The sequence below is a fragment of the Caulobacter segnis genome (assembly GCF_019931575.1).
Taxonomy (GTDB): domain Bacteria; phylum Pseudomonadota; class Alphaproteobacteria; order Caulobacterales; family Caulobacteraceae; genus Caulobacter; species Caulobacter segnis_C.
The window spans coordinates 2636247-2657098 of the sequence record NZ_CP082923.1 but is presented as its reverse complement, the minus strand read 5'-3'; the positions used below and the strand labels follow the sequence as shown (position 1 = coordinate 2657098).

The 20852-nt window shown below is 67.2% G+C and carries 17 protein-coding genes; 7 read left to right on the top strand and 10 right to left on the bottom strand.

Going from position 1 to position 20852, the window contains the following annotated elements; genetic code table 11:
• The first annotated feature begins 119 nt into the window (after positions 1 to 119).
• The gene (locus K8940_RS12225) at positions 120 to 1583 is read left to right on the top strand and encodes a serine hydrolase domain-containing protein (protein WP_223390237.1); all 1464 of its coding nucleotides are present in this window, start codon (positions 120 to 122) and stop codon (positions 1581 to 1583) included.
• 21 nt (positions 1584 to 1604) lie between these two features.
• Here the strand turns inward: K8940_RS12225 and K8940_RS12220 are convergent, their stop codons facing one another.
• Both K8940_RS12220 and K8940_RS12215 read right to left on the bottom strand, forming a co-directional pair.
• A complete protein-coding gene (locus tag K8940_RS12220; RefSeq protein ID WP_223390236.1) occupies positions 1605 to 1877 on the bottom strand; it encodes a hypothetical protein in 273 nt (90 codons plus the stop codon).
• Positions 1878 to 2031: 154 nt separating this feature from the next.
• Positions 2032 to 3531 (bottom strand): Ppx/GppA phosphatase family protein, encoded by a 1500-nt coding sequence (locus tag K8940_RS12215; protein ID WP_223390235.1) that lies wholly within the window; start codon positions 3529 to 3531, stop codon positions 2032 to 2034.
• A gap of 182 nt (positions 3532 to 3713) precedes the next feature.
• Between K8940_RS12215 and K8940_RS12210 the strand changes: the two genes are divergently transcribed.
• The gene (locus K8940_RS12210) at positions 3714 to 4697 is read left to right on the top strand and encodes a phosphotransferase (protein ID WP_223390234.1); all 984 of its coding nucleotides are present in this window, start codon (positions 3714 to 3716) and stop codon (positions 4695 to 4697) included.
• Here K8940_RS12210 and K8940_RS12205 read toward each other — a convergent pair.
• The 3 genes from K8940_RS12205 to K8940_RS12195 all read right to left on the bottom strand — a co-directional run bounded on the left by K8940_RS12205 (position 4694) and on the right by K8940_RS12195 (position 8215).
• Positions 4694 to 5080 carry a hypothetical protein gene (locus K8940_RS12205; protein WP_223390233.1) on the bottom strand — a complete coding sequence of 129 codons (387 nt, stop codon included), beginning with the start codon at positions 5078 to 5080 and terminating at the stop codon, positions 4694 to 4696. The genes K8940_RS12210 and K8940_RS12205 overlap by 4 nt on opposite strands.
• The gene (locus K8940_RS12200; RefSeq protein WP_411675552.1) at positions 5077 to 7314 is read right to left on the bottom strand and encodes an RNA degradosome polyphosphate kinase; all 2238 of its coding nucleotides are present in this window, start codon (positions 7312 to 7314) and stop codon (positions 5077 to 5079) included. Before K8940_RS12200 ends, K8940_RS12205 begins: the two co-directional genes overlap by 4 nt.
• A 205-nt stretch (positions 7315 to 7519) precedes the next feature.
• Positions 7520 to 8215 (bottom strand): chromosomal replication initiator DnaA, encoded by a 696-nt coding sequence (locus tag K8940_RS12195; protein ID WP_223390232.1) that lies wholly within the window; start codon positions 8213 to 8215, stop codon positions 7520 to 7522.
• A gap of 216 nt (positions 8216 to 8431) precedes the next feature.
• Between K8940_RS12195 and K8940_RS12190 the strand changes: the two genes are divergently transcribed.
• Both K8940_RS12190 and K8940_RS12185 read left to right on the top strand, forming a co-directional pair.
• Positions 8432 to 9697 carry an AAA family ATPase gene (locus K8940_RS12190; RefSeq protein WP_223390231.1) on the top strand — a complete coding sequence of 422 codons (1266 nt, stop codon included), beginning with the start codon at positions 8432 to 8434 and terminating at the stop codon, positions 9695 to 9697.
• Positions 9694 to 10203 carry a hypothetical protein gene (locus K8940_RS12185; protein WP_223390230.1) on the top strand — a complete coding sequence of 170 codons (510 nt, stop codon included), beginning with the start codon at positions 9694 to 9696 and terminating at the stop codon, positions 10201 to 10203. The genes K8940_RS12190 and K8940_RS12185 overlap by 4 nt, the downstream gene beginning before the upstream one ends.
• Before the next feature lie 147 nt (positions 10204 to 10350).
• Here the strand turns inward: K8940_RS12185 and K8940_RS12180 are convergent, their stop codons facing one another.
• Positions 10351 to 10695, bottom strand: coding sequence for a hypothetical protein (locus tag K8940_RS12180; RefSeq protein WP_223390229.1), 345 nt, complete (start codon positions 10693 to 10695; stop codon positions 10351 to 10353).
• A gap of 263 nt (positions 10696 to 10958) precedes the next feature.
• On the opposite strand from K8940_RS12180, the gene K8940_RS12175 reads away from it, so the two are divergent.
• Positions 10959 to 11678: an EcsC family protein gene (locus K8940_RS12175; RefSeq protein WP_223390228.1), complete on the top strand. Its 720-nt coding sequence runs from the start codon at positions 10959 to 10961 to the stop codon at positions 11676 to 11678.
• A 642-nt stretch (positions 11679 to 12320) separates the two neighbouring features.
• On the opposite strand, the gene parE is transcribed toward K8940_RS12175, so the two are convergent.
• The 3 genes from parE to K8940_RS12160 all read right to left on the bottom strand — a co-directional run bounded on the left by parE (position 12321) and on the right by K8940_RS12160 (position 17368).
• Positions 12321 to 14447: a DNA topoisomerase IV subunit B gene (gene parE, locus K8940_RS12170; RefSeq protein ID WP_223395840.1), complete on the bottom strand. Its 2127-nt coding sequence runs from the start codon at positions 14445 to 14447 to the stop codon at positions 12321 to 12323.
• Between the two features lie 105 nt (positions 14448 to 14552).
• Positions 14553 to 15905: an amidohydrolase family protein gene (locus tag K8940_RS12165; protein WP_223390227.1), complete on the bottom strand. Its 1353-nt coding sequence runs from the start codon at positions 15903 to 15905 to the stop codon at positions 14553 to 14555.
• On the bottom strand, positions 15905 to 17368 hold the full coding sequence (locus K8940_RS12160; protein ID WP_223390226.1) for an amidohydrolase: 1464 nt from the start codon (positions 17366 to 17368) through the stop codon (positions 15905 to 15907). Before K8940_RS12160 ends, K8940_RS12165 begins: the two co-directional genes overlap by 1 nt.
• 162 nt (positions 17369 to 17530) lie before the next feature.
• Here K8940_RS12160 and K8940_RS12155 point away from each other — a divergent pair, with 162 nt between their 5' ends.
• On the top strand, positions 17531 to 17890 hold the full coding sequence (locus tag K8940_RS12155) for a Kazal-type serine protease inhibitor family protein (RefSeq protein WP_223390225.1): 360 nt from the start codon (positions 17531 to 17533) through the stop codon (positions 17888 to 17890).
• A 57-nt stretch (positions 17891 to 17947) separates the two neighbouring features.
• Positions 17948 to 18340, top strand: a complete 393-nt coding sequence (locus tag K8940_RS12150; RefSeq protein WP_223390224.1) for a putative quinol monooxygenase — start codon at positions 17948 to 17950, stop codon at positions 18338 to 18340.
• Between the two features lie 59 nt (positions 18341 to 18399).
• Here the strand turns inward: K8940_RS12150 and K8940_RS12145 are convergent, their stop codons facing one another.
• Positions 18400 to 20580: a TonB-dependent receptor gene (locus K8940_RS12145; protein ID WP_223390223.1), complete on the bottom strand. Its 2181-nt coding sequence runs from the start codon at positions 20578 to 20580 to the stop codon at positions 18400 to 18402.
• Positions 20581 to 20852 lie beyond the last annotated feature (272 nt).

The window sequence follows — 20852 nt, the reverse complement described above, 5'->3', positions numbered from 1 at the left end:
ATTCGTCGCGCCGAACCCAGGGGCCATGTCAGGTCAGTCGGGAACCTGGATCGGAAATTTCACGGGGCGCGCCTCCAAACACCGCCGCCGAAGCCTCTAACCTCTAGGAGGCTCCCATCATGTCCGTCGCCGCGTTCTTAGCCATCGCCCTTTTGGTCTCCAGTCCAGAGGCTCGCCCCGAGGTCAAGGACATCGACACTTTCGTCCGCAAGGCGATGGATCGGATCGAGGTCGTCCCTGGACTCTCCGTGGCTGCGGTCCAGGGGCCCGACGTGGTCATGACGGCCGGCTACGGCTTAGCGGACCTGCGAACCGGCAAAGCCGTCGACGCTGACACAGGCTTCTACATCGCTTCGGCGACCAAGGCCTTCACCGCCCTATCGATCGCCGCCATGGCCGAACGCGGGGAACTCGCCCTCGACGCCCCGCTCAAGACCTGGATCGGCAAGAGCCCTTTGCCGGCCGACCTCGCATCCTCGATCAGCCTGAACGATATGCTGAGCCACCGCTCGGGCCTCGAGAATGAACCGATAGCCTTCCGCGCGGCCTATTCGGGCGAGCATACGCCCAGGATCATGAGCGCTCTACTGGCGGACACTCGCCAGGGCCAGCCCTACGGAACGTTCCGCTACACCAACACCGGCTACAACCTGGCCAGCACCCTGATCGAGGACCACTTCGGTTGCGACTGGCGCGCCATGGTGGACAAGGAGGTCCTGGGTCCGGCCGGGATGGGCCACACCACGGCCCGGATCGACCAGGCGCGGCGCACGATGCGGGTCGCGGTCGGTCACACGCCCGGCCTGGACGGGCGCATCGCCCCGAGCCCGCTGCAAAAGACCGACGCCACCATGCAGTCGGCCGGCGGCCTGATCTCGACCGCGCGCGACATGGCCCGCTGGCTGGAGATCCAGTTGAACGACGGTGTCTTGGACGGCCATCGTGTGTTTCCGCCGGGCCTGGTCGCCTCCACGCACCGGTCTCTGGTCGCCCAGCAGACCACGTTCGGCCCCTATGTCCGCGACGGTTATGGCCTGGGCTGGCAGATCGGTCGTTATGGCGATGCGGCGCTGATCCATCATTTCGGCAACTTCGCCGGATCGCGGGCCCACGTCTCATTCATGCCCGCGCGCGGCCTGGGCGTGGCGGTCATGGCCAACGAGGACGCCGTGGCCGGCGAGCTGGTCGATTTGGTGGCCGACTATGTCTACGATCGCTTCGCGAGCCGCCCCGATATCGAAGCCCATTACGACGCAGAGCTGGCGGCGCTGATCGCGCGCCGCGACAAGCGGCTCAAGGGCCTGGCGACCAGCCGGACCGAGCGCGCCGCGCGCCCGTGGTCGCTGAGAGCGCCGACGCGGACCTATGTCGGTGTCTACGAGAACCCTGCGATGGGCCGCATCGACATCGCCGAGAAGTCCGGCGGCATGATCGTTAAGGCCGGCGCGATGCGCGCGCTGGCGGAGGCCGCCACCAATCCGGAAAGTGTACGGGTCGAGTTGATCCCACTCACAGGCCAGATCATTCGCTTCGAAGCGCCCGGCAAGCTCGTCTACGACGGCCAGGCCTATGTCCGGCGGTAGCCGCGCGTCCGTTCGCCGCCTCTATTGCCGCCCGATCACCGTCAGGGCGCCGCCGGCGGCCAGGCCCAGGGCGCAGAAGACGCCCAGGTGGAAGATCACGCCGATCGCGACGGTGCGGCGGACCGACCAGGTGTTTTCCTGGGCGAAGACGCGGCCAAGTTCCGATTGCAGGGTGCGCGCGCCGCTGGAGACGGGGGCGTCGTGATCGTTGGCGATGCGCAGGTCGGGACGCTTGGCGGCGTCCGCGGCGGGGGCAATGGCGTCCAGGTAGTCGAATTTACGCTTCAGCATCATGGACCTCCTGTATGTCGTTGGAGGCACGATGCGAGAGCAGGGCTAACAAACCCTTCTCGATGAACGTCGTTTGGCTGCGGCAACTTGTCATTTTCCCCGTATCGGGAAAGTTCAGGCGCGATTAAGCATGCCGATCGGGCGATCTATGCCTGATTTATCCAGTAATAATCTTGGACTTCAGGCCCAGGTGTTGCGCGGCGGTGTTGGCGCGCTTGCTGGTCTGTTCGCCCAGCAGCAGGTCGGCGAAGCCCGGCTCGGCGGCCAGTGTCAGGTGGTTCTTGTCCAGCGCCAGACGCGAATGGGCCAGCAGGCTGGGACTGCGGCCCGAGAGGTCGCAGGCCAGGCGGATCGTCGCCCCCAGGGCGCGGGCGCGCTTCAGCTGAGCCGGGCTCAGCAGGCGTTCCAGCGTGGCCAGTTCGGGCGGGTTGAAGTTGGTGGCGTGGCGGGCGTGGGCGGCCACGGCCAGGAAGGAGCGCTCGGCGTGGCTCTGACCGGCGATCGGGGCGCGCAGCACCTGCTCGAACACCAGGTCGGCGCGATGGTCGGGGTGCAGGCGCGCGCCGACGTCCGAGAGGCGGCAGGCCGCCGAGACCAGGGTCTCGTCGCGCTCGCCGAACAGTGGGGGCAGGGCGCGGAACGCCGGGGCGATCCAGGTTTCCAGCGCCGGGCCCAGGTCGTCCGAGATGCCCTGGCGCGCGCCCAGGGCCGTGCAGCCCTCGACCAGGGGGTCCAGGCCGCGCACGCGCGGCGGCATGGCCTCGAACAGCAGCCCCTCGCGCACGCCATAGGCCGAGATCTCGATGCGCTTGAGCGCCAGCTGCTCGATCAGGATCTCCAGCACCACGGCGGCGTAGGGCAGGGTCTCCGAGCGCTTCTTGCTCATGCCCTCGATGCGCTCGAGCGAGCTCTTGGACTGGTGGCTGACCAGGCGGGCGGCCTCCAGCGCCTCGGCGGCCGGGATCTCGTACTGGTGGACCACGTGCAGCGGGTAGCCCGACAGCCGCATGTGCAGCAGAGCCAGGTTGCGCCAGGCGCCGCCCACGGCGTGGAAGGTGTCGGTGCGGAAGTCGGCGGCCACGGCCGCGACGCGCTCGCGGGCCAGGCGGCGCACGCGCTCGCCGTCGAAGCCCGCATGGGCGCCGTTGGCCCCGGCCAGGCTGAACGGGCCCAGCGGTAGGGTCACGCCCTGGCCCGCGCCGGTGGCCGACAGTCGGATCAGCTCCAGGCTGGCGCCGCCCAGGTCGCCGACCACGCCGACGGCGGCGGGGGCGCCGGCCAGCACGCCGACGGCGGCGTAGTGGGCCTCTTCCTCACCGGTCAGCACACGGACGGTGAAGCCGGTCTCGGCCTTCACGCGGGCGATGAAGTCGGCGCCGTCCTGGGCGTCACGGGCGGCGGCGGTGGCGACGACGAAGGTCTCGGCCGGCCCCACGGCCTCCAGCACCGCGCGGAAACGCTTCAGGGCCTGCAGGGTCTGGACGACGCCGTCGGTCGACAGGCGCCCGGTCTTGGCCAGGTCGCGGCCCAGGCCGGCCAGGACCTTCTCGTTGAAGACGGTCCAGATGGCGCGGCCTTCCAGCCGGTACACCACGAGGCGGACCGAGTTGGAGCCGATATCGATCACGGCCGCGTCGCGCGGCGCCTGGAATGGCATGGGGTCCGGTTTAGCGTATTCGGCCGGCGGGGGAAGCGCTGGCGCGAACTCCTCGACCATTTTCCATGGGGATGACCGCGCCGAAAGCCTTGTCGGAAAACGTTTCAAAATATTATCCGGGTTATATTGACTCTAATTTCACCCGGGTGAATAAGGCGGCCGCTGCCGAAGAGGTTCCGCCGATGTCCGCTCCGCCCAATCAACGTCCCGCCGTCGCCAAGGCCCTGCGCATGGCGTTCGGCACGGATGAGCTCGACGCCTGGACGCCCTTGTCCGGCGGGCTGTCGGGGGCTGAGGTCTGGCGCGTGCGGGTCGGCGGGATCGCCTATCTGCTGCGCGTCGAGGCGCCGGCGCGCGACGCCCTGCGCGATCCGCATCGGGGCTATCATTGCATGAGGCTGGCGGCCGAGGCCTGCCTGGCCCCGCGCGTGCGCCACGCCGATCCGGACGACGGGGTGATGATCCTCGACCACGTCGAGGCGCGCGCTTCGGTTCTGGACCATCCCGGCCCGCGGGCCGAACTGGTCGTCGAGCTGGGCCACGCGCTGCGGGCGCTGCACGCGATCGAGGGCTTCCCGCCGCTGGTCGACTATCTGGACGGGCTGGACGCCCTGGTCGGCCAAGCCGGGCGAAGCGGCGTGGTCCCCCTGGACGCCTTCGACCCCTGGCCGCGTCTGCACGCGGTCTGCCAGCGCCTGAGGCCGGAGCCGGTCTCCAGTCACAACGACCTCAACCCCCGCAACCTGCTGCATGACGGCCGGCGGGTCTGGCTGATCGACTGGGAGGCGGCGTTCCGGGCCGACCGCTATGTCGACCTGGCCGCAATCGCCAACACCTTCGCCGCCGATTCCGAGGCCGAGGCCTTGCTGCTGGCGACCTATTTCGGGCGCGCGGCGAGCGCCGACGAGCGGGCGCGGCTGTGGCTGTTTCGCCAGGTCAGCCACGTCTTCCACGCGGCGATCTTCGTCGCCGGCGTCGCGGGACGGGCGAGGGCCTCGAGCCTGGACGGGCCGGACCTGGACGCGATCCACCGAGGCCTGGCCCTGGGCGAGCCGCTGCTGGACACGCCCGAGGGGCGGCTGGCCTACGGCCTGGCGCGGCTGCGGACGGCGGCGGCCAGCCTGGCCTCGCCGGCGTTCGCCGAGGCGGCGGCCGTCGCGGCCTAGGGGTTTATTCTACAGGCCACCGTCTTCCAGCCGTCCCCGGTCCGCCGGTGATAGCAGGTGCCGTAGCTGACCTGCCGGCCATGCGCCCGCTCGCCGCCCTTGGTCAGGGCCCAGGGCTCGGGGCCGATCAGCAGCATGTCGGTGGTGTCGGCGCGCGCCGGGCAGCGGCCCCACCAGCCGATCCGGCCGGTCAGCAGCACGCCCGGCCCGTAGACCGCGCCCACCGCTTGCGCCTCGCGCTCCACGCCCGGCGGGACGCCGAAGCGGTCGACGCCCGGACGGGCGGGCAGGGCCTGGATGGCGCAGATCTCGGCCTGCCGCGCGGGCTCCGGGCCGCAGGCGGCCAGCGACAGCAGCGGCAGGAGGGCGAGGGCGCGCCTCACCCCTTGCGCTTGGGTCCCACGTGGTCGAAGGCGCGCGGCAGGTCGCGAGCCCCGTGACCCCGGCCCGACAGGCTGGGATTGGTCATGAAGTAGTCGTGGGCCGAGAAGGCGCCCTTGCTGTTCCAGGCCGGGTCGCGGGCGTAGTCGCCCTCGGCGTCCAGCTTCCAGCTCTGGGCCTCGTCGTTGAGGTTGGCGACCATGATCTGGTCCAGCACCTGCTGGTGGACGGTCGGGTTCTCGACGGGCACCAGGCTCTCGACGCGCCGGTCCAGGTTGCGCGGCATCCAGTCGGCCGAGCTGATGAACACCCGCGTCTGGGCGCTGGGCATTGGCGCGCCGTTGGCGAAGGCCACGATGCGGGCGTGCTCCAGGAAGCGACCGACGATGCTCTTGACCCGGATGTTCTCCGACAGCCCCGGGATCCCCGGCCGCAGGCAGCAGATGCCGCGCACGACCAGGTCGATCTGCACGCCGACCTGGCTGGCGGCGTAGAGGGCGTCGATGATCTGCGGATCCACCACCGCGTTCATCTTGGCCCAGATGCCCGCCGGCCGGCCTTCGCGCGCCGCCTGGGCCTCGGCCTCGATCATCCGCAGCAGGTCGGGCTTGAGGGTCTGGGGCGAGAACGACAGCTTCTCCAGCCGCCCGGGCTGGGCGTAGCCGGTGATGAAGTTGAACAGCTTGCCCCCGTCGCGCCCCAGGGCCGGGTCGCAGGTGAACAGGCTAAGGTCGGTGTAAACCCGCGCCGTCTGCGGGTGATAGTTGCCGGTGCCGAAGTGGCAGTAGGTCCGCAGCGTCTGGTCGGCTTCGCGGCGCACCACCACCGACAGCTTGGCGTGGGTCTTCCAGTCGACGAAGCCGAACACCACGTGCACGCCGGCCCGCTCCAGGTCGCGCGCCCATTTGAGGTTGTTCTCCTCGTCGAAGCGCGCCTTGATCTCGACCAGGGCCGTGACGTTCTTGCCGTTGTCGGCCGCCTCGATCAGGGCCGCCACGATCGGGCTGTCCTTGGAGGTGCGGTACAGGGTCTGCTTGATCGCCAGCACGTTGGGATCGCGCGCGGCCTGACGCAGGAACTGCACCACCACGTCGAAGCTCTCGAACGGGTGGTGGACCAGGATGTCCTTCTCGCGGATCGCCGCGAAGCAGTCGCCGCCGTGGTCGCGGATGCGCTCGGGGAAGCGGGCGTTGAAGGGCGGGAACTTCAGGTCCGGACGGTCCGGCGGGATCAGCTCCGACATCTGGGCCAAGCCCAGCTTGCCGTCGACCAGGACGACGTCCTCGGGCTCGGCGCGCAGGCCCTCGATGATGAAGTCGCGCAGGTCCTGCGGCATGGTGGTCTGGATCTTGACCCGCACCACGCGGCCCAGGCGGCGCTTCTTCAGCCGCGCCTCGAACTCGCGCACCAGGTCCTCGGCCTCTTCCTCGATCTCCAGGTCGCTGTCGCGGATCAGGCGGAACAGGCCGCGCCCCTCGACCTCGTAGCCGGGGAACAGGTGGTCCAGGAACAGGATGATGAAGCTTTCCAGCGCCACGATCTTGCGCTGGCGCTTCTTGCCGCGCGAGACGACCGAGGAGAGCTCCCAGAACCGCCGCACCTGCGAGGGCACCGGCGCCAGGGCGTAGAGGTGCTTGTCGTCGGCGATCCGGCGCAGCTTCAAAGCCAGGCAGAAGCCCAGGTTCGGGATGAACGGGAACGGGTGGGCCGGATCGATGGCCAGCGGCGTCAGCACCGGGAAGATCTGGTTGAGGAAGATCTCCTCGGCCTTCACCCGGTCCTCGCCCTCGATGTCCTTGGCGTCCAGCAGCTTGAGGCCCTCGTCCCACAGCTCGGTGCGGACCTGGCGCCAGATCTTCTGCTGCTGGCTCATCAGCTCGAAGGCCGAGGCGTTGAGGCGGGTCAGCTGCTCGCCGGGCGTCAAGCCGTCCTGGCTGATCACCCGCACGCCCTCGCGCACCTGGCCCTTCAGGCCGGCCACGCGGACCATGTAGAATTCGTCGAGGTTGTTGGCGCTGATCGACAGGAACCGCAGCCGCTCCAAGAGCGGGTGGCGCGGATTGCCGCTCTCCTCCAGCACCCGCTGGTTGAAGGCCAGCCACGACAGCTCGCGATTGAAGAACCGTTCAGGCGAGGCCATCAGCTCCCCGTCGAGCGTGAGGCCCTGGGGGTTCTCCGTCTGCGGAACTTTGGCGGCTTGCATCGAGCTGGGCGGCATGGTCGCGGCGTCGGTCATGGGTTCACTATAGGCCGAGTTTGTTCCGGCATGGTGAACGAGACAAGTGACGGGACGAAGACAGGGCGGAAGCTGCTTAAATATTGAAACCCAATCGCGCTCATCCCCGCGAAAGCGGGGACCCAAGCCGAGTCTGGGGAGTACGTGTGGCGCCAGGGATCGTCCGATGCCGCATGGGTCCCCGCTTTCGCGGGGATGAGCGGGTCTATTCGAACTCATCCCCCTCGAAATCCCCCAGCACCTCACGGGCCAGGGCCTTGTTCAGCTCGCGCCGCAGCTGGTCGGCGGCCTCGTCCAGCAGGTCGGCCGCCGCGATCGCCTCGGCCGCCGAGCGGGGCAGGCGCGAGACGAGATAGGGATAGAGGTCCGGATCGGGCTTCAGCAGCCGCTGCGCGAAGGCCCGCCGCAGCACCGCCTCCAACACCACGTCGTCCGGCTCGTCGATCATGGCCACGCCGAGGGCGTTCAGCCGCGAGCGCAGGTCCGGCACGCCGGCCGCCCAGACCAGCGGCGCGGTCCGGCCGGTCAGCAGCACGGTCCCGCCGTCGACCCCGGCCATGTTGAGGATGTGGAACAGCGCTTCGTCCGACAGCGCCTGGCCTTCCGCCCGCCGGTCGGCGTCCTCGACCAGGATCGCCTTGCCGCGCAGGGCGGGCAGGTCGGGCGCGGCCGAGGCCGGGTCGGCGGCGTCGACGACCACGGCGCCGGCCTGGGCGGCCCAGGCGCGCGCCAGATGGGTCTTGCCGCTCCCGGCCGGCCCGATCAAGGCGAGCCGCCCCTCGGGCCAGTCCGGCCAGCCGTCCAGCCGCGCCAGGGCGTCGCTGTTGGCCGCCGACACGGCGAAGTCCTCCCGACCCCAGGTCGGGGCGGCGGTCAGCGGCAGTCTGAACTGGGTGGACAAGCCTGGGGCCCGGCGTGGTGAACGTCAGGGTAGGGATATAGGGGGCGTCGGCGCGGAAGGGGAGGCGGCGGGGGTGTGGATGGTGGGGATGGAGGCGTGGGAGGTGTGAGCAAAATCTGTAACGTTGCAATTGCTCGCGGCGGTAGTGAATATGATGGCTAGCCATGTAGGCGTACCACAGGCCTTTTGCGCTCTCCAGAATTGCGAGATTTGACATTGATCACGGCTCTCACTGTTGAGAACTGGAAAAGCCTCGAAAGCGCGACGTTGAACATTGATCCGCTCAGCGTCCTGATTGGGACGAATTCGAGCGGGAAGTCCAATGTCCTAGATGCGCTTCTATTCCTGAATCGAATTTCCAGCGGAGCAATGCTCACATCGGCTTTGCAGGGAGACGGTGCTTTTTCTGCACTTCGTGGGGGTGTCGAATGGGCCGCGCGTAAACCGGGAGATAGTTTCGCTCTAGGTGTCACTCTTCGGAGTGGCGACTCCGTAGAGTACCAGTACCGTGTTGAGTGCAAGACTGAGGGTAACCGTTGCGAGCTAAAAGCCGAACAGCTTGATAGGGTTAAATACAGGACAAAGAAGGATGGCGAAAGAAAAGTCGCCGGAAAAATATCCCTCTTCAAGACGGACCCTTCTCAAGATGGAAGTCCGACTATTGTGGCTAGGCTGTATAACGAAAAGGGTGGGACTCCGAAGCAGCTTGGCAGGGCGAATGCTGTGCTCTTCCAGCTATTCGGTTTAACTTTAAGGTCCGAAATTCAGGAGGGAATCGAAGCCGTTGTTGCCGGTCTTCGGAATATATTCATCCTGGATCCAATACCCTCGCACATGCGCTCATTCTCACCGCTATCAGATCGGCTAGATTTTGATGCTGCAAATATTGCCGGAGTGCTAGCGGCCCTTTCCGATGAATTAAAGGGTGAAATTGAAAAGACGCTCACCAAGTATGCAAGCCGTCTACCTGAGCGCGACATTGCTCGTGTTTGGGCTGAGACGGTTGGGAAGTTCAACAGTGATGCAATGCTCTACTGCGAAGAGCATCTTGGTTCATTAGGTGGCATCCATGTTGTCGACGCGCGTGGGATGTCGGATGGAACGCTTAGATTTTTGGCTATCCTAACGGCTCTGCTTACTCGCCCAAAAGGCAGTCTCTTGGTTGTAGAGGAAGTCGACAATGGGCTGCACCCATCTAGATCCAATCTTCTTCTTGATATGTTGAAAGAGGTTGGAACTAACCGATCTGTAGACGTCATGGTAACGACTCATAATCCGGCTCTTCTAGACGCTATGGGTACTAGGATGGTTCCCTTCATCACGGTCGTGCATCGTGATGTTAGTACCGGGGTTACTCACCTCACTCTTCTTGAAGATATAGAGCAGTTGCCAAAGTTGCTCGCGCAGGGGCCTGTGGGGCGGCTTTCGAGTAAGGGGCTAATCGAAGGGGCTCTTAAAGACCAAGCGGAGGCTGTCGCATGAGCCGACGCGTCTTGGTTATGGATACTTCCGTTCTCTGTTGTTGGCTGGCGATACCAGGCAAAGAAACTGCAGGGCCCGATGAGGATAGGTGGGATAGGGTTCGGATATCAAACCTTGTTGAGAAAGAAGAGAAGGGTGGTAGTACCTTTGTATTGCCGCTTGCGTCTTTGATTGAAACGGGGAATCACATTGCACAATCTGGCGGAGATCGCTTCAAGGTAGCTAGGGATTTATCAGATATTATTATCAAAGCTGCGGATGCCAAGACGCCGTGGGCGGCCTTTACTGATCAGGCTGACCTTTGGGGAAGTGATCGTCTTAAGAAGCTAGCAAATGATTGGCCACCTCTGGCTGCCGCAAGAACCTCGATTGGTGATGCTACAATCAAGGATGTCGCGGAGTGGTACGCGCAAGCGGGTATGTCCGTCGAGATCATAACAGGTGATGCGGGTTTGAAGGCCTATGAGCCGCAAGCGCCAGTGTTGCAACCCAGAAGACGAAATTGATATTTTCTCCTGGCTTCCCACCTGACGGGCCAAGATCCTCTGCCCGCTCTATCCATTGAACGGCCTCTCCTGCGCTATTCGGCAGCAGATCAATTGTCTCATCCCTGACAAGGTTCGTGTGGCAGTTAAATGAGCGGTACAGTTCTCCTACGCCCCCGCCACCCACCGCCCCACCAACAACGCCACCCCCACCACGATCACCGGCCCGAACACCCGGAACGTGTGCCGCGTGCAGCGCTCCGGGAAGAAGGTGTCCCACGCGCCATCCATGCTCGCGCCGTACTTTACGGCCAGGGCGGTCAGGGGGCACTTGAAGCCGTTGGCGGCGAAGACGGCGCTCTCGAGGGCGGTCAGGGCCAGGGCGACCCACAGCCAGGGGCCGCGCGCGCCGGTGATTCCGGCGGCCAGCACGGCCAGGGCGGCGCTGGCCATCACGACATAGATCGCCGTGTGGACGGCGCGGACCAGGGTCAGGCGCTGGGCGTTGGTCATGCGGGCAGGGTAGCGGCCGGGGCGAGGGCGGGTAGCGCGGGAAGATCCTTAGAGACCCCAACTCCGCTCATCCCCGCGAAGGCGGGGACCCAAGCCGCGTTGACGGATCGCGTCGTCGTTCGAGAAGGACCTGAAAGCCCGCTTGGGTCCCCGCCTTCGCGGGGATGAGCGGTGGAGGAGGGGGATAGGGCGGTGCGCCCCCTCATCCGACCCGCTGCGCGGGCCACCTTCTCCCGCGGGGGGAGAAGGATTACTTCAACACCATGACCCTCTCTCCCGACCTCGTCGCCTGGCGCGAAGACCTGCTGGCCCCGCCCGGTCCCCTGAACGGCCTGGCGCGCGCCACGCAGCAGCGGATCAACCGGCTGATCCCCGAGAAGGTCCACGCCGCCATCACCACGGCCATCGAGGGCATGACGCGGGCGCTGCTGGTCGGGTCGGACTTCGCGACTGGCTCGCCGCTGGTCGGCCTGACCCTGGACGAGCGGCGGGCCCGGGCGGCCAAGGCCATCGACGGCTGGAAGAAGGCGGCGGCGGCCGAGGGCGGGGTCACGGGCCTGGGCGGCTTCCTGGCGGCGGCGGCCGACTTTCCGCTGCTGATGAGCTTCAAGATCAAGCTGCTGTTCGAGATCGCCGCGATCTTCGGCCACGACGGGACGGCGCTGCCCGAGCGCCTGTTCATCCTGCACGTCTTCGAGCTGGCGTTTTCCGACGCGGAGCATCGGGCCCGGGTGATGGACGCCCTGGACGACTGGGAGGCCAAGGCCCATCCGGCCCACCTGGACGACTTCGACTGGCGGGCCTTCCAGCAGCAGTACCGCGACCACATCGACCTGGCCAAGCTGGCCCAGTTCCTGCCGATCGTCGGCGCGCCGCTGGGGGCGATCGTCAACTGGCGGCTGGTGGAGCGCCTGGGCCACACGGCGGTGATGGCCTACCGGATGCGGGCGGAGCAGGGGGCGATGCCGCAGGCCCCCACCTGACCGCTTCGCGGTCGTCCGCCCCCAAAGGGGGCGGAAGGTGCGCGCGCCGTCCTTCTTCCCCCTCCGGGGAGGAGCGCGTCAGCGCGGAGGGGGCGAGTAAGGGGATTGAGCGCGCTCTATCCTCGGAATTCGCGAGATCGAGTCCCGCAAAATCAATCGCTTGTCGATTTTAGACGCCGCTGAATGATCCGCGTTCAGAACCGCCCCCATACTGCTTCTCACCTGATGGCGCGGAAGGGACGTCCGGCCGGCGATCGAGACGGCCGTCAGGGGTGGTCGAGCGGGAAGCGCTCGCCGGTCTTCCTTCGGGAAGGCGTCTTCGCGACGGATCCAGCACGGGCTCCCTGAAACATCGGGACGAAAGGCTGGCGGCGAAGGCTTCGGCGACCGCGACAGGTCCGGGCTGAAATCGCCCGGGCGTTCCGGGACCGGGGTCGTCGCCCCGGCCCGCCCGTCGGGGGCCTCTCGTGAGAGCGGGTTAAGACCCCGCGCCTCGTGGGCTCACCGGATAACGCGCCACGCGGAGCGCTCTGGCTTCGTCGAAACGGTATTCACTCTCCAAACCTCCGGACGGTGTCCGGCGCTCCGCGTCCCTTTCCATCCCTTCAGCGGCCGCCGCGTGAAGCGGCGGCGGCATGCGCGCTACAGATCCAGGTCCGCCGACGCGAACTCGGCGTTTTCCTGGATGAAGCGGAAGCGCAGTTCGGGCTTGCGGCCCATCAGGGTCTCGACCAGCTCCTCGACGCTCTCCTCGTGGCGCGGCAGGGTCACGCGGGCCAGGGTGCGCTTCTTGGGGTCCATGGTGGTCTCCTTCAGCTGGGAGGCCATCATCTCGCCCAGGCCCTTGAAGCGGCCGATCTCGGGCTTCTTGCCCTTGAACACCGTGGCCAGGAGCTCGTCCTTGTGGGCGTCGTCGCGGGCGTATTCGCTCTTGCCGCCGTGGGCGATGCGGTACAGCGGCGGCAGGGCCAGGAACAGGTGACCCTGGCGGATCACGTCCGGCATGGTGCGGTAGAAGAAGGTGATCAGCAGGGACGCGATGTGGGCGCCGTCGACGTCGGCGTCCGTCATGATGATGATCCGCTCGTAGCGCAAATCCTCTTCCCTGTACTTGGCGCCGCCCTGGGCCCCCAGGGCCAGCATCAGGTCGCTGAGCTCCTTGTTGGCGGTGAACTTCTCGCCGCTGGCGCTGGCCACGTTCAGGATCTTGCCGCGCAGGGGCAGGATGGCCTGGTACTTGCGGTCGCGGGCCTGCTTGGCCGAGCCGCCGGCCGAGTCGCCTTCGACGATGAACAGTTCGGCGCCGTCCACCGCGCCGCCGGCGCAGTCGGCCAGCTTGCCGGGCAGGCGCAGCTTGCGGGTCGCCGAGGCTCTGGAGACTTCCTTGTCCTTGCGGCGCTTGAGGCGCTCCTCGGCCCGCTCGATGACGAATTCCAGCAGGGCCTGGGCGTTCTTCGGGCTGGACGAGAGCCACAGGTCGAACGGGTCGCGCAGGGCCGCCTCGACGAAGCGCTGGGCCTCGGTCGTCGACAGCTTCTCCTTGGTCTGGCCCTGGAATTCCGGGTTCTTGATGAACACCGAGATCAGGGCCCCGGCCTGGGCGACGACGTCGTCGGCGGTGATGATCGTCCCGCGCTTCTCGCCCTTGAGGTCGGCGTAGGCCTTGAGGCCGCGCGTCAGGGCGGCGCGGAAGCCGCTCTCGTGGGTGCCGCCCTCGGGGGTGGGCACGGTGTTGCAGTACGACTGCATGAAGCCGTCGTGCTCGCCGAAGCCCTGGGGCGTCCAGGTCACGGCCCACTCGACCGCCCCGGCCTCGCCCTGGCGCTCGATGCGGCCCGAGAAGCTCTCGGGGGTGACGGTGTTCAGGCCCTTGGTGCGCTCGGCCAGGAAGTCGGCCAGGCCGTTGGGGAAGTGGAAGACGGCCTCGGGCGGGGTCTGGTCATGGATCCGCGAGGGATCGCAGGACCATTTGATCTGCACGCCGCGGAACAGATAGGCCTTGGAGCGGGCCATGCGGTACAGGCGGGCCGGCTTGAAATTGGTCCCGTCGCCGAAGATCTCGTCGTCGGGCTTGAAGCGCACCATGGTGCCCTTCTTCTTCGACGGGGCGATCTGCTGGATCGGACCCAGCGGCTTGCCGCGCGAGAAGACCTGCAGGTGCTCGAAGCCGTCGCGCCAGACGGTGACCTCGACGCGTTCCGAGAGGGCGTTCACGACCGAGGCGCCGACGCCGTGCAGGCCGCCCGAGGTCTCGTAGGCCTTGCCTGTGAACTTACCGCCGGCGTGCAGGACGGTCATGATGACCTCCAGCGCCGACTTGCCGGGGTACTTGGGGTGCGGGTCCACGGGCATGCCGCGGCCGTCGTCCTTGACCGACAGGAAGCCGTCGGCGTCGAGCTTGACCTCGATGGTCTTGGCGAAGCCGGCCACGGCCTCGTCCATCGAGTTGTCGAGCACTTCGGCGAACAGGTGGTGCAGCGCCCGCTCGTCGGTGCCGCCGATGTACATGCCGGGCCGCTTGCGAACAGGCTCCAGCCCTTCCAGCACCTCGATGTCAGCGGCCGAATATTCGCCGGGCGCGCTGGTCCTGCCAGTCGAGGGGGCGGGCGCCGGGGCTGGCGCGGCCTTGGACGACGGCGGCGGCGGCGGGATCGGACGCGGCGTCGGCTCGACGTGCGGTTCGACGCTGGCGCGGAACGGCGCGGCCGGAACCGGCGCCAGGGCGTCATCGTCGCCAAACAGGGAGGGGATCTTATCGGAGGACATCAGTGGAAGTCTTAGGCGATTCGAACGCGGGGGCCTCGTATGAGCCCGCCCGCTTCCACTGAAAAGCGAAATCCGCCCCCAACCGAAGCCGGGGGCGGACCTTCAAGCTCAACGATAGGCCGGCGGATAGCCGCTGCCGTCGGAGGCGGCGTAGCGGTCGCGCAGCTGGGTCTGGCGGCTGTCTTGCGGCTGCTCGACGCCGCCGACGAAGACGTTCAGCGGCCAGCTGGTCGTTTCCAGCGGATCGCCGTTCCAGACCACGACGTCGGCCAGCTTGCCCACGTCCAGCGAGCCGATCCTGCTGTCCTGGCCCCAGATCCGGGCCGGGGTCAGGGTCACGGCGGCCAGGCCGGTCGCGTAGGGCAGGCCGTTGGCCACCGCCAGGCCGGCGTTCAGCCGTTCCTGGCGCAGGTTGTTGAAGTCCCGCGAGCCGTTGATCGCCACCGTGACCCCGGCGGCGTTCAGTCGAGCGGCGTTGTCGAGCCGCGAGCCCAGGGCCTCGAAGCTGTCGGGCAGGTCGGCCTGGGGATCGACGATGACCGGGACGCCGGCCTTGGCGATCTCGGCGGCGACCAGCCAGCCTTCCTCGACGCCTTCGAGGACGATCTTGATCTTCTCCTCGGCCGCCAGCTTCAGGGCCTGGCGGATGTCGGCGGCGCGGGAGACGCGGATCAGCAGCGGCGTCTTGCCCTGAACGACCGGGATCAGGGCCGCGAGGTCCAGGCGCGAGAGGCCGAAGTCGCGGGTCGCGCCCTGCTCGAAGGCCGCGCGGCGGCTGGCGAAGGCGCGGGCGTCCTCCAGGGCCGAGCGGATCAAAACGAGGTCGGCGCCGCGCGAGCCGCCAGCCGCCCGGGCCCCGCTCTCGCCCAGCGAGACGGTGACCGCCAGCTTAGAGGCCTCGACGATGTCGGGCGCGCCGGCTTTCAGGCGGATGAACGCGGCCTGGCCGCCGAACAGCGGCGGATCGCCATCGCCGTCCTTGCCGGCGGTCATCTCCTCGACCACGCCGTCGTCGGCGTGCTCGTGAGCGCCGCCGCCGGTCCCGGAGAGGACGGGCGTGACGGCCGAGCTGGTGATCCCCCCATCGCGGGCCAGGCCGATCATCGGCGAGGCCGGATTGACGCTGTAGGCGATGTCGAAGGCGGCGCTGAGGGCGCTGCCGGTGCCGTCGTCGCGGGTCTCGCGGACCCCGCCGATCTCGGAGGCCGACAGGTTCGAGGCCGGGGCGACCAGGCCGGGCGTGACGACCCCGCCCTTGGCGTCGATCACCCTGGCGCCGGCCGGAACGGCCACGCCGGCGCCGACAGCGGCGATCTTGCCGTCCTTGATGACCAGCACGCCGTTCGGGATGGCGGCGGACGAGACCGGCTCGATGCGGGCGTTGACGATGGCCACGGTCTGGGCGGCGGCGGGGAGGGCGAGCGCGCAGGCGGCGCTGGCGAGAAGCAATGACCGGATCATCAGTTGAACGCTCCCTGACCGGGCTGGCCGAGCTCGAAATCGGATTTGGGCTGGAAGCGCTTGTCCTGGCGGTCGTAGATCAGCGCGCCGTCGATGAAGACCTTCTCGGCCTGGGCGTAGACGCTGAACGGGTCACGGCTCCAGACGACGAGGTCGGCGGCCTTGCCGGGCTCGAGACTGCCGGTCTTGTCGCCGATGCCCATGGCCTTGGCCGGGTTGGCGGTGATCCACTTGATCGCCTCGGCGCGGCTGATGCCATAGCCCAGCTTGTTGCCGGCGGTCATGGCGATGGCGGCCTCCTGGTTCAGCCGCTGAGTCATGATCGGGTCGTCGGAGTGGATGACGACGCAGGCGCCGTTCTTCCAGAGGATGGCGGCGTTGGCGTCGATGCCGTCCAGGCTTTCCATCTTGAAGCCGGTCCAGGACGCCCAGGTCGCCGAGCAGATGCCCTCGCGAGCCAGCAGCGGGGCGATCTTGTAGCTCTCCACCGCGTGGTGGAACATCGTGACCTTGTAGCCGAACTCCTTGGCGATATCGATCATCACCGCTTCCTCGTCGGCGCGGTAGCAATGGTTCTGCACCAGGATCTCGCCCTTCAGCACGCCGGCCAGGGTCTCCAGCTGCAGGTCGCGCTTGGGGGCGTCGGCCTTCTCGCCCTTCTGCTGCTTGGCGCGATAGTCGTCCCACTTGCGGGCGTAGTCGGCGGCGTCGATCCAGGCCTTGCGATAGCCGAAGACATTGCCCATCGCCGTCGAGGGCGAGCGGCTCTTGCCGCCATAGACGCGCTTGGGGTTCTCGCCGCAGGCCATCTTCAGGCCGTAGGGCGCGTCGGGGAACTTCATGCCCTGCATGGTCAGGGACGGCACGTTCTTCAGCGTCACCGAGCGGCCGCCGAACAGGTTGGCTGAACCGGGGAGGATCTGCAGGGTGGTGATGCCGCCGGCGCGGGCCCGGTTGAAGCCGGGATCCTGCGGCCAGACCGAATGCTCGGCCCAGACCTGGGCGGTGTTCGGGTCGGTGGCCTCGTTGCCGTCGGAGCGGGCCTGGACGCCGGGCGAGGGATAGACGCCCAGGTGGCTGTGGGCGTCGATGATGCCGGGGGTGATCCACTTGCCCTTGGCGTCGATCACCGCGACGTCGGCCGGGATCGGGGTGTCGGGGCCGCCGACGGCGCTGATCTTGCCGCCCGAGACGAAGACCACGCCGTTCTCGATCTGCTGGCCGGTCGCGGTCAGCACCGTGGCGCCGATGAAGGCCGTGGGGCGCGAGGGCAGGGGCTGATAGGTCGACGGGAAACCCGTCGAGGCCTGGCCGTCCAGCCCCTTGGGCAGCGGCTTGGCCTCGGCCTTTTCGGGCGCTTTGGGCGGCGTCTTGGAGGGATTGGTCGTCCCGGTCGTCGCGCAGGCCGATAGACCCAGCGCCAGCAGACTCGCGGCCGTCGCCGCGTAACGCCATCTGATCATGAAAAACCCCGACTCTCGAACAGGCGGGAAGGACAGACGAAAAGAACCGGGTTATCAAGTCGAACGAGATGCAGCTGACGCATTCGGCGGCAAAATCGTTTCGCGGCGACCATAAGGCCGAACCGCGCGTTCAACGAACAACTTGTCTACCGGAGGTCGTCGATGCGCCGCCTGCTTGCTTGTCTCGCCGTGGTCCTGCTGACGGCTTGCGGAAGCCCTGGGCCTTCCGCATCCAGCGGACCCCAGCCGGCGCCGCCGCCGCATCGGACGCCGGTCGCGGAGGGCGGCATGTGTGGCGGGTTCGCCGGGTTCCAATGCCAGGCGGGGCTGACCTGCCAACTGGAGGCGGGAGCCTGCCATCGGATCGCCGACGCGTCGGGCGTCTGCCGTCGAGTCCCCCATATCTGCCCGATGATCTACCAGCCGGTCTGCGGCTGTGACGGCAAGACCTATGGGAACAGCTGTCAGGCGCTGACCCGAGGTGTCAGCGTCGCCAAACAGGGCGCGTGCAAGACCGAATAGGCTGCTGACAAAACCCGGTCGGCGCGCAGACCATGGTGCGGGCGAAGAGGATCCACCATGACGGATACAGTCATCGTGAGGCGTGACGTGCTGGCCGGCGGTCTCGCGGCCGCCGCCCTCGCGACCGCCGCCCAAGCGCAGGAGAAGACGCCGATGTACGGACTGATCGGACAGATGCTGGCCGCACCCGGCAAGCGGGACGAGCTGCTGGCCATCCTGGGCGAGAGCACGGGCGACATGCCCGGCTGCCTCAGCTACGTGATCGCCCAGGATCCGGCCAATGCCGACGCTCTCTGGATCACCGAGGTCTGGACCGACAAGGCAGCTCACGCCGCGTCGCTGAAGCTGCCGGCGGTGCAGGCCGCCATCGCCAAGGCCCGGCCGATCATCGCCGGCTTTCCCCAGCACTTCGAGACGATCCCGGTCACCGGCCACGGCCTGAAGGTCTGAGGCCAAAGGAAAAGGCCGCGGATCGCTCCGCGGCCTTCCTTGTCTTCAGAAGTTTGCGCCTAGAAGCGCGCGTCGACCGAGACGCCGACCACGCGCGGTTCGTTGACGAACGCGGTCAGGTTGTTGAAGTCGATCGCGCCCTTGATGTTGCTCTCGTTGGTAATGTTGCGGGCGAAGGCCGCGACTTCCCAGCCGCCTTCCTTGTTGGCGTAGCCCAGCTTCAGGCCGCCCTCGAAGTCGCCCTTCGTGTAGAACTCCTTCGACTGGTACAGGAAGATGTTGGTGTAGCCCTGCACCTTCCAGTCCGTGTAGGCGAACAGCTCACCCGAGGCGATCGGGTAGGCGTAGCGGGCCGTGACGTCGAAGGTGTACTTCGGCGCGTTCGGGAACGGGTTGCCGTTCACCAGGGCCAGGCCGGCGGCGGTCAGCTGATCGGTGACGGTGCAGGCGGCGCAGGGGGCCACGGCCAGCGTGCTGTCCTTGATCTTGGTGTGGGCGTAGCTGTAGCCGGCCGTGACCACGAAGTTCGGGGTGACCACGAACTCGCTGTCCAGTTCCAGGCCGTAGGCCTCGCCCTTCTTGGCGTTGATCAGGCGGTTGGAGTTGCTGCCGCCGCCGACAGCGCTGAACTGCGGGTCGTCGATCGTGTAGGCGAAGACCGCGCCGTTCAGGCGGACGCGGCGCTCGAACAGTTCGCTCTTCAGGCCCAGCTCGTACGACATGATGGTCTCCGACTTGGCGGCCGAAGCCGGCGAGCCGAAGGCGATGTCGCGACCTTGGATCGACGGACCGCGGAAGCCCGAGGCGACCTTGGCGTAGACGCTGACGTCCTCGTCGACCTTGTAGAAGGCGGACAGGTCCCAGGTGAGCTTCGAGTCGGATACGGAGACCGAAGGCGCCGGGTTCGGCCCGGAGACGACATTCATGTCCTTGTCGTCGTCGGTGTAGCGCAGGCCGCCCGTCAGGGTCAGCTGATCGTTGACCTTGTATGAGGCCTGACCAAACGCCGCCCAGGCCTTGTTCTTCTGGCGCAGCGTGGTGGCGGGCATGAAGAACGGATCGGTGCGGATGTCGTACTTGGTGTCGAAGTAGAAGCCGCCGACCTGCCAGCTCAGCGGGCCGTCGGTGTCGCTGGCCAGGCGCACTTCCTGCGTCCACTGGAACAGGTTCTTGATGCCGTCCTGGGTGTTCGACTGGAACGGGATGAAGCCCGGGCCGGTCGGGTTGCCGCCGTCGATGTCGCCCAGGCTGTAGCCGTGGGTGTTCTCGTAGGCGGTGATCGAGGTCAGCTTGGCGCCGTCGAAGTCGTACTCGATGTTGGCCGACGCGCCGTAGCCCTTGTACTTCTGCGGGTTGTTGGCGGTGTTGTCATAGGCGACCTTGTCGCGGTCGTAGTTGCTGTTGAGCTTGTTCGAGCCCTTGGTCAGCACGTTGGCGCGGAACACCGCGGCGGTGCCGTCCAGGTCACGGCCGTGGACGTTGAACAGGGCCGAGAGCTTCTCAGTCGGCGTGAACAGCACCTGCAGGCGGGCGGCCTTTTCGTTGAAGCCGCCCAGCGCGTTGTTTTCCTTGGTGTAGGTGTTGTCGATCCAGTCGTCGCGGTGCTGGTACAGCACCGAGGCGCGGGCCGCGACCTTGCCTGGGACCAGGGCGCCGCCGACGCCGCCGTCGAAGGTCGTCGTGCCGTAGCTGCCGTAGGTGGCCGAGAGGCGGCCCTTGATCTCCTCCGACGGCTTGACCGTGTCGAACTTGACGATGCCGGCGGTGGTGTTGCGGCCGAACAGCGTGCCTTGCGGGCCGCGCAGGACCTCGACGTGGTCGAGGTCGTAGAGGGGCGAGCTCTTCAGCACGACGTTCTCGAGGACGACTTCGTCCTGGATGATCGACACCGGCTGCGAGGCGGCTAGGTCGAAGTCGGCGTTGCCCAGGCCGCGGATATAGAAGCGCGGCGCGGCGCGGCCGTTCGAGGACTCGGCGTAGAGGCCCGGGGCCTTCGCCGACAGGGCCAGGATGTCGTCGCCGGCGGCGAAGGTCGCCTGCAGCTTCTCACCGCCGATGGCGGCCACCGACACGGGGACGTCCTGCAGGTTTTCACTGCGCTTCTGGGCGGTGATGATCACTTCTCCGACCTTGGTCTCCTGGGCGAAGGCGGCCGGTGAGACGGCCAAGGCCGAGGCGAGGGCGGTCAGGCCGCAAGACACCGTCAAGGCGCGACGAAGGGAGCGGTTGAGCTGGGGCATGGAGAGATCCTGTTGTGATCTTGAGACGCCGCGTCGCCGTTTCTGAACAAGCGTTGGCGGCGATTCCGTTTGCGCTGCGATAGGCCAAGTTTCGGCCTCGCGGATATCTCGCGCCATGCGATTTAGGCCCTGAACGGCCGATTGCGGCGGTTATGTTGCGAACTTGCGACATTTTTGTTCAGTCGCTGCCTGTAAGTAATAAGTCGTTCCCAGTCCTTGCTCGGTCCGTTGTTGTGCGGCGCAACGAAAAAGGGCCGGAGATCGCTCTCCGG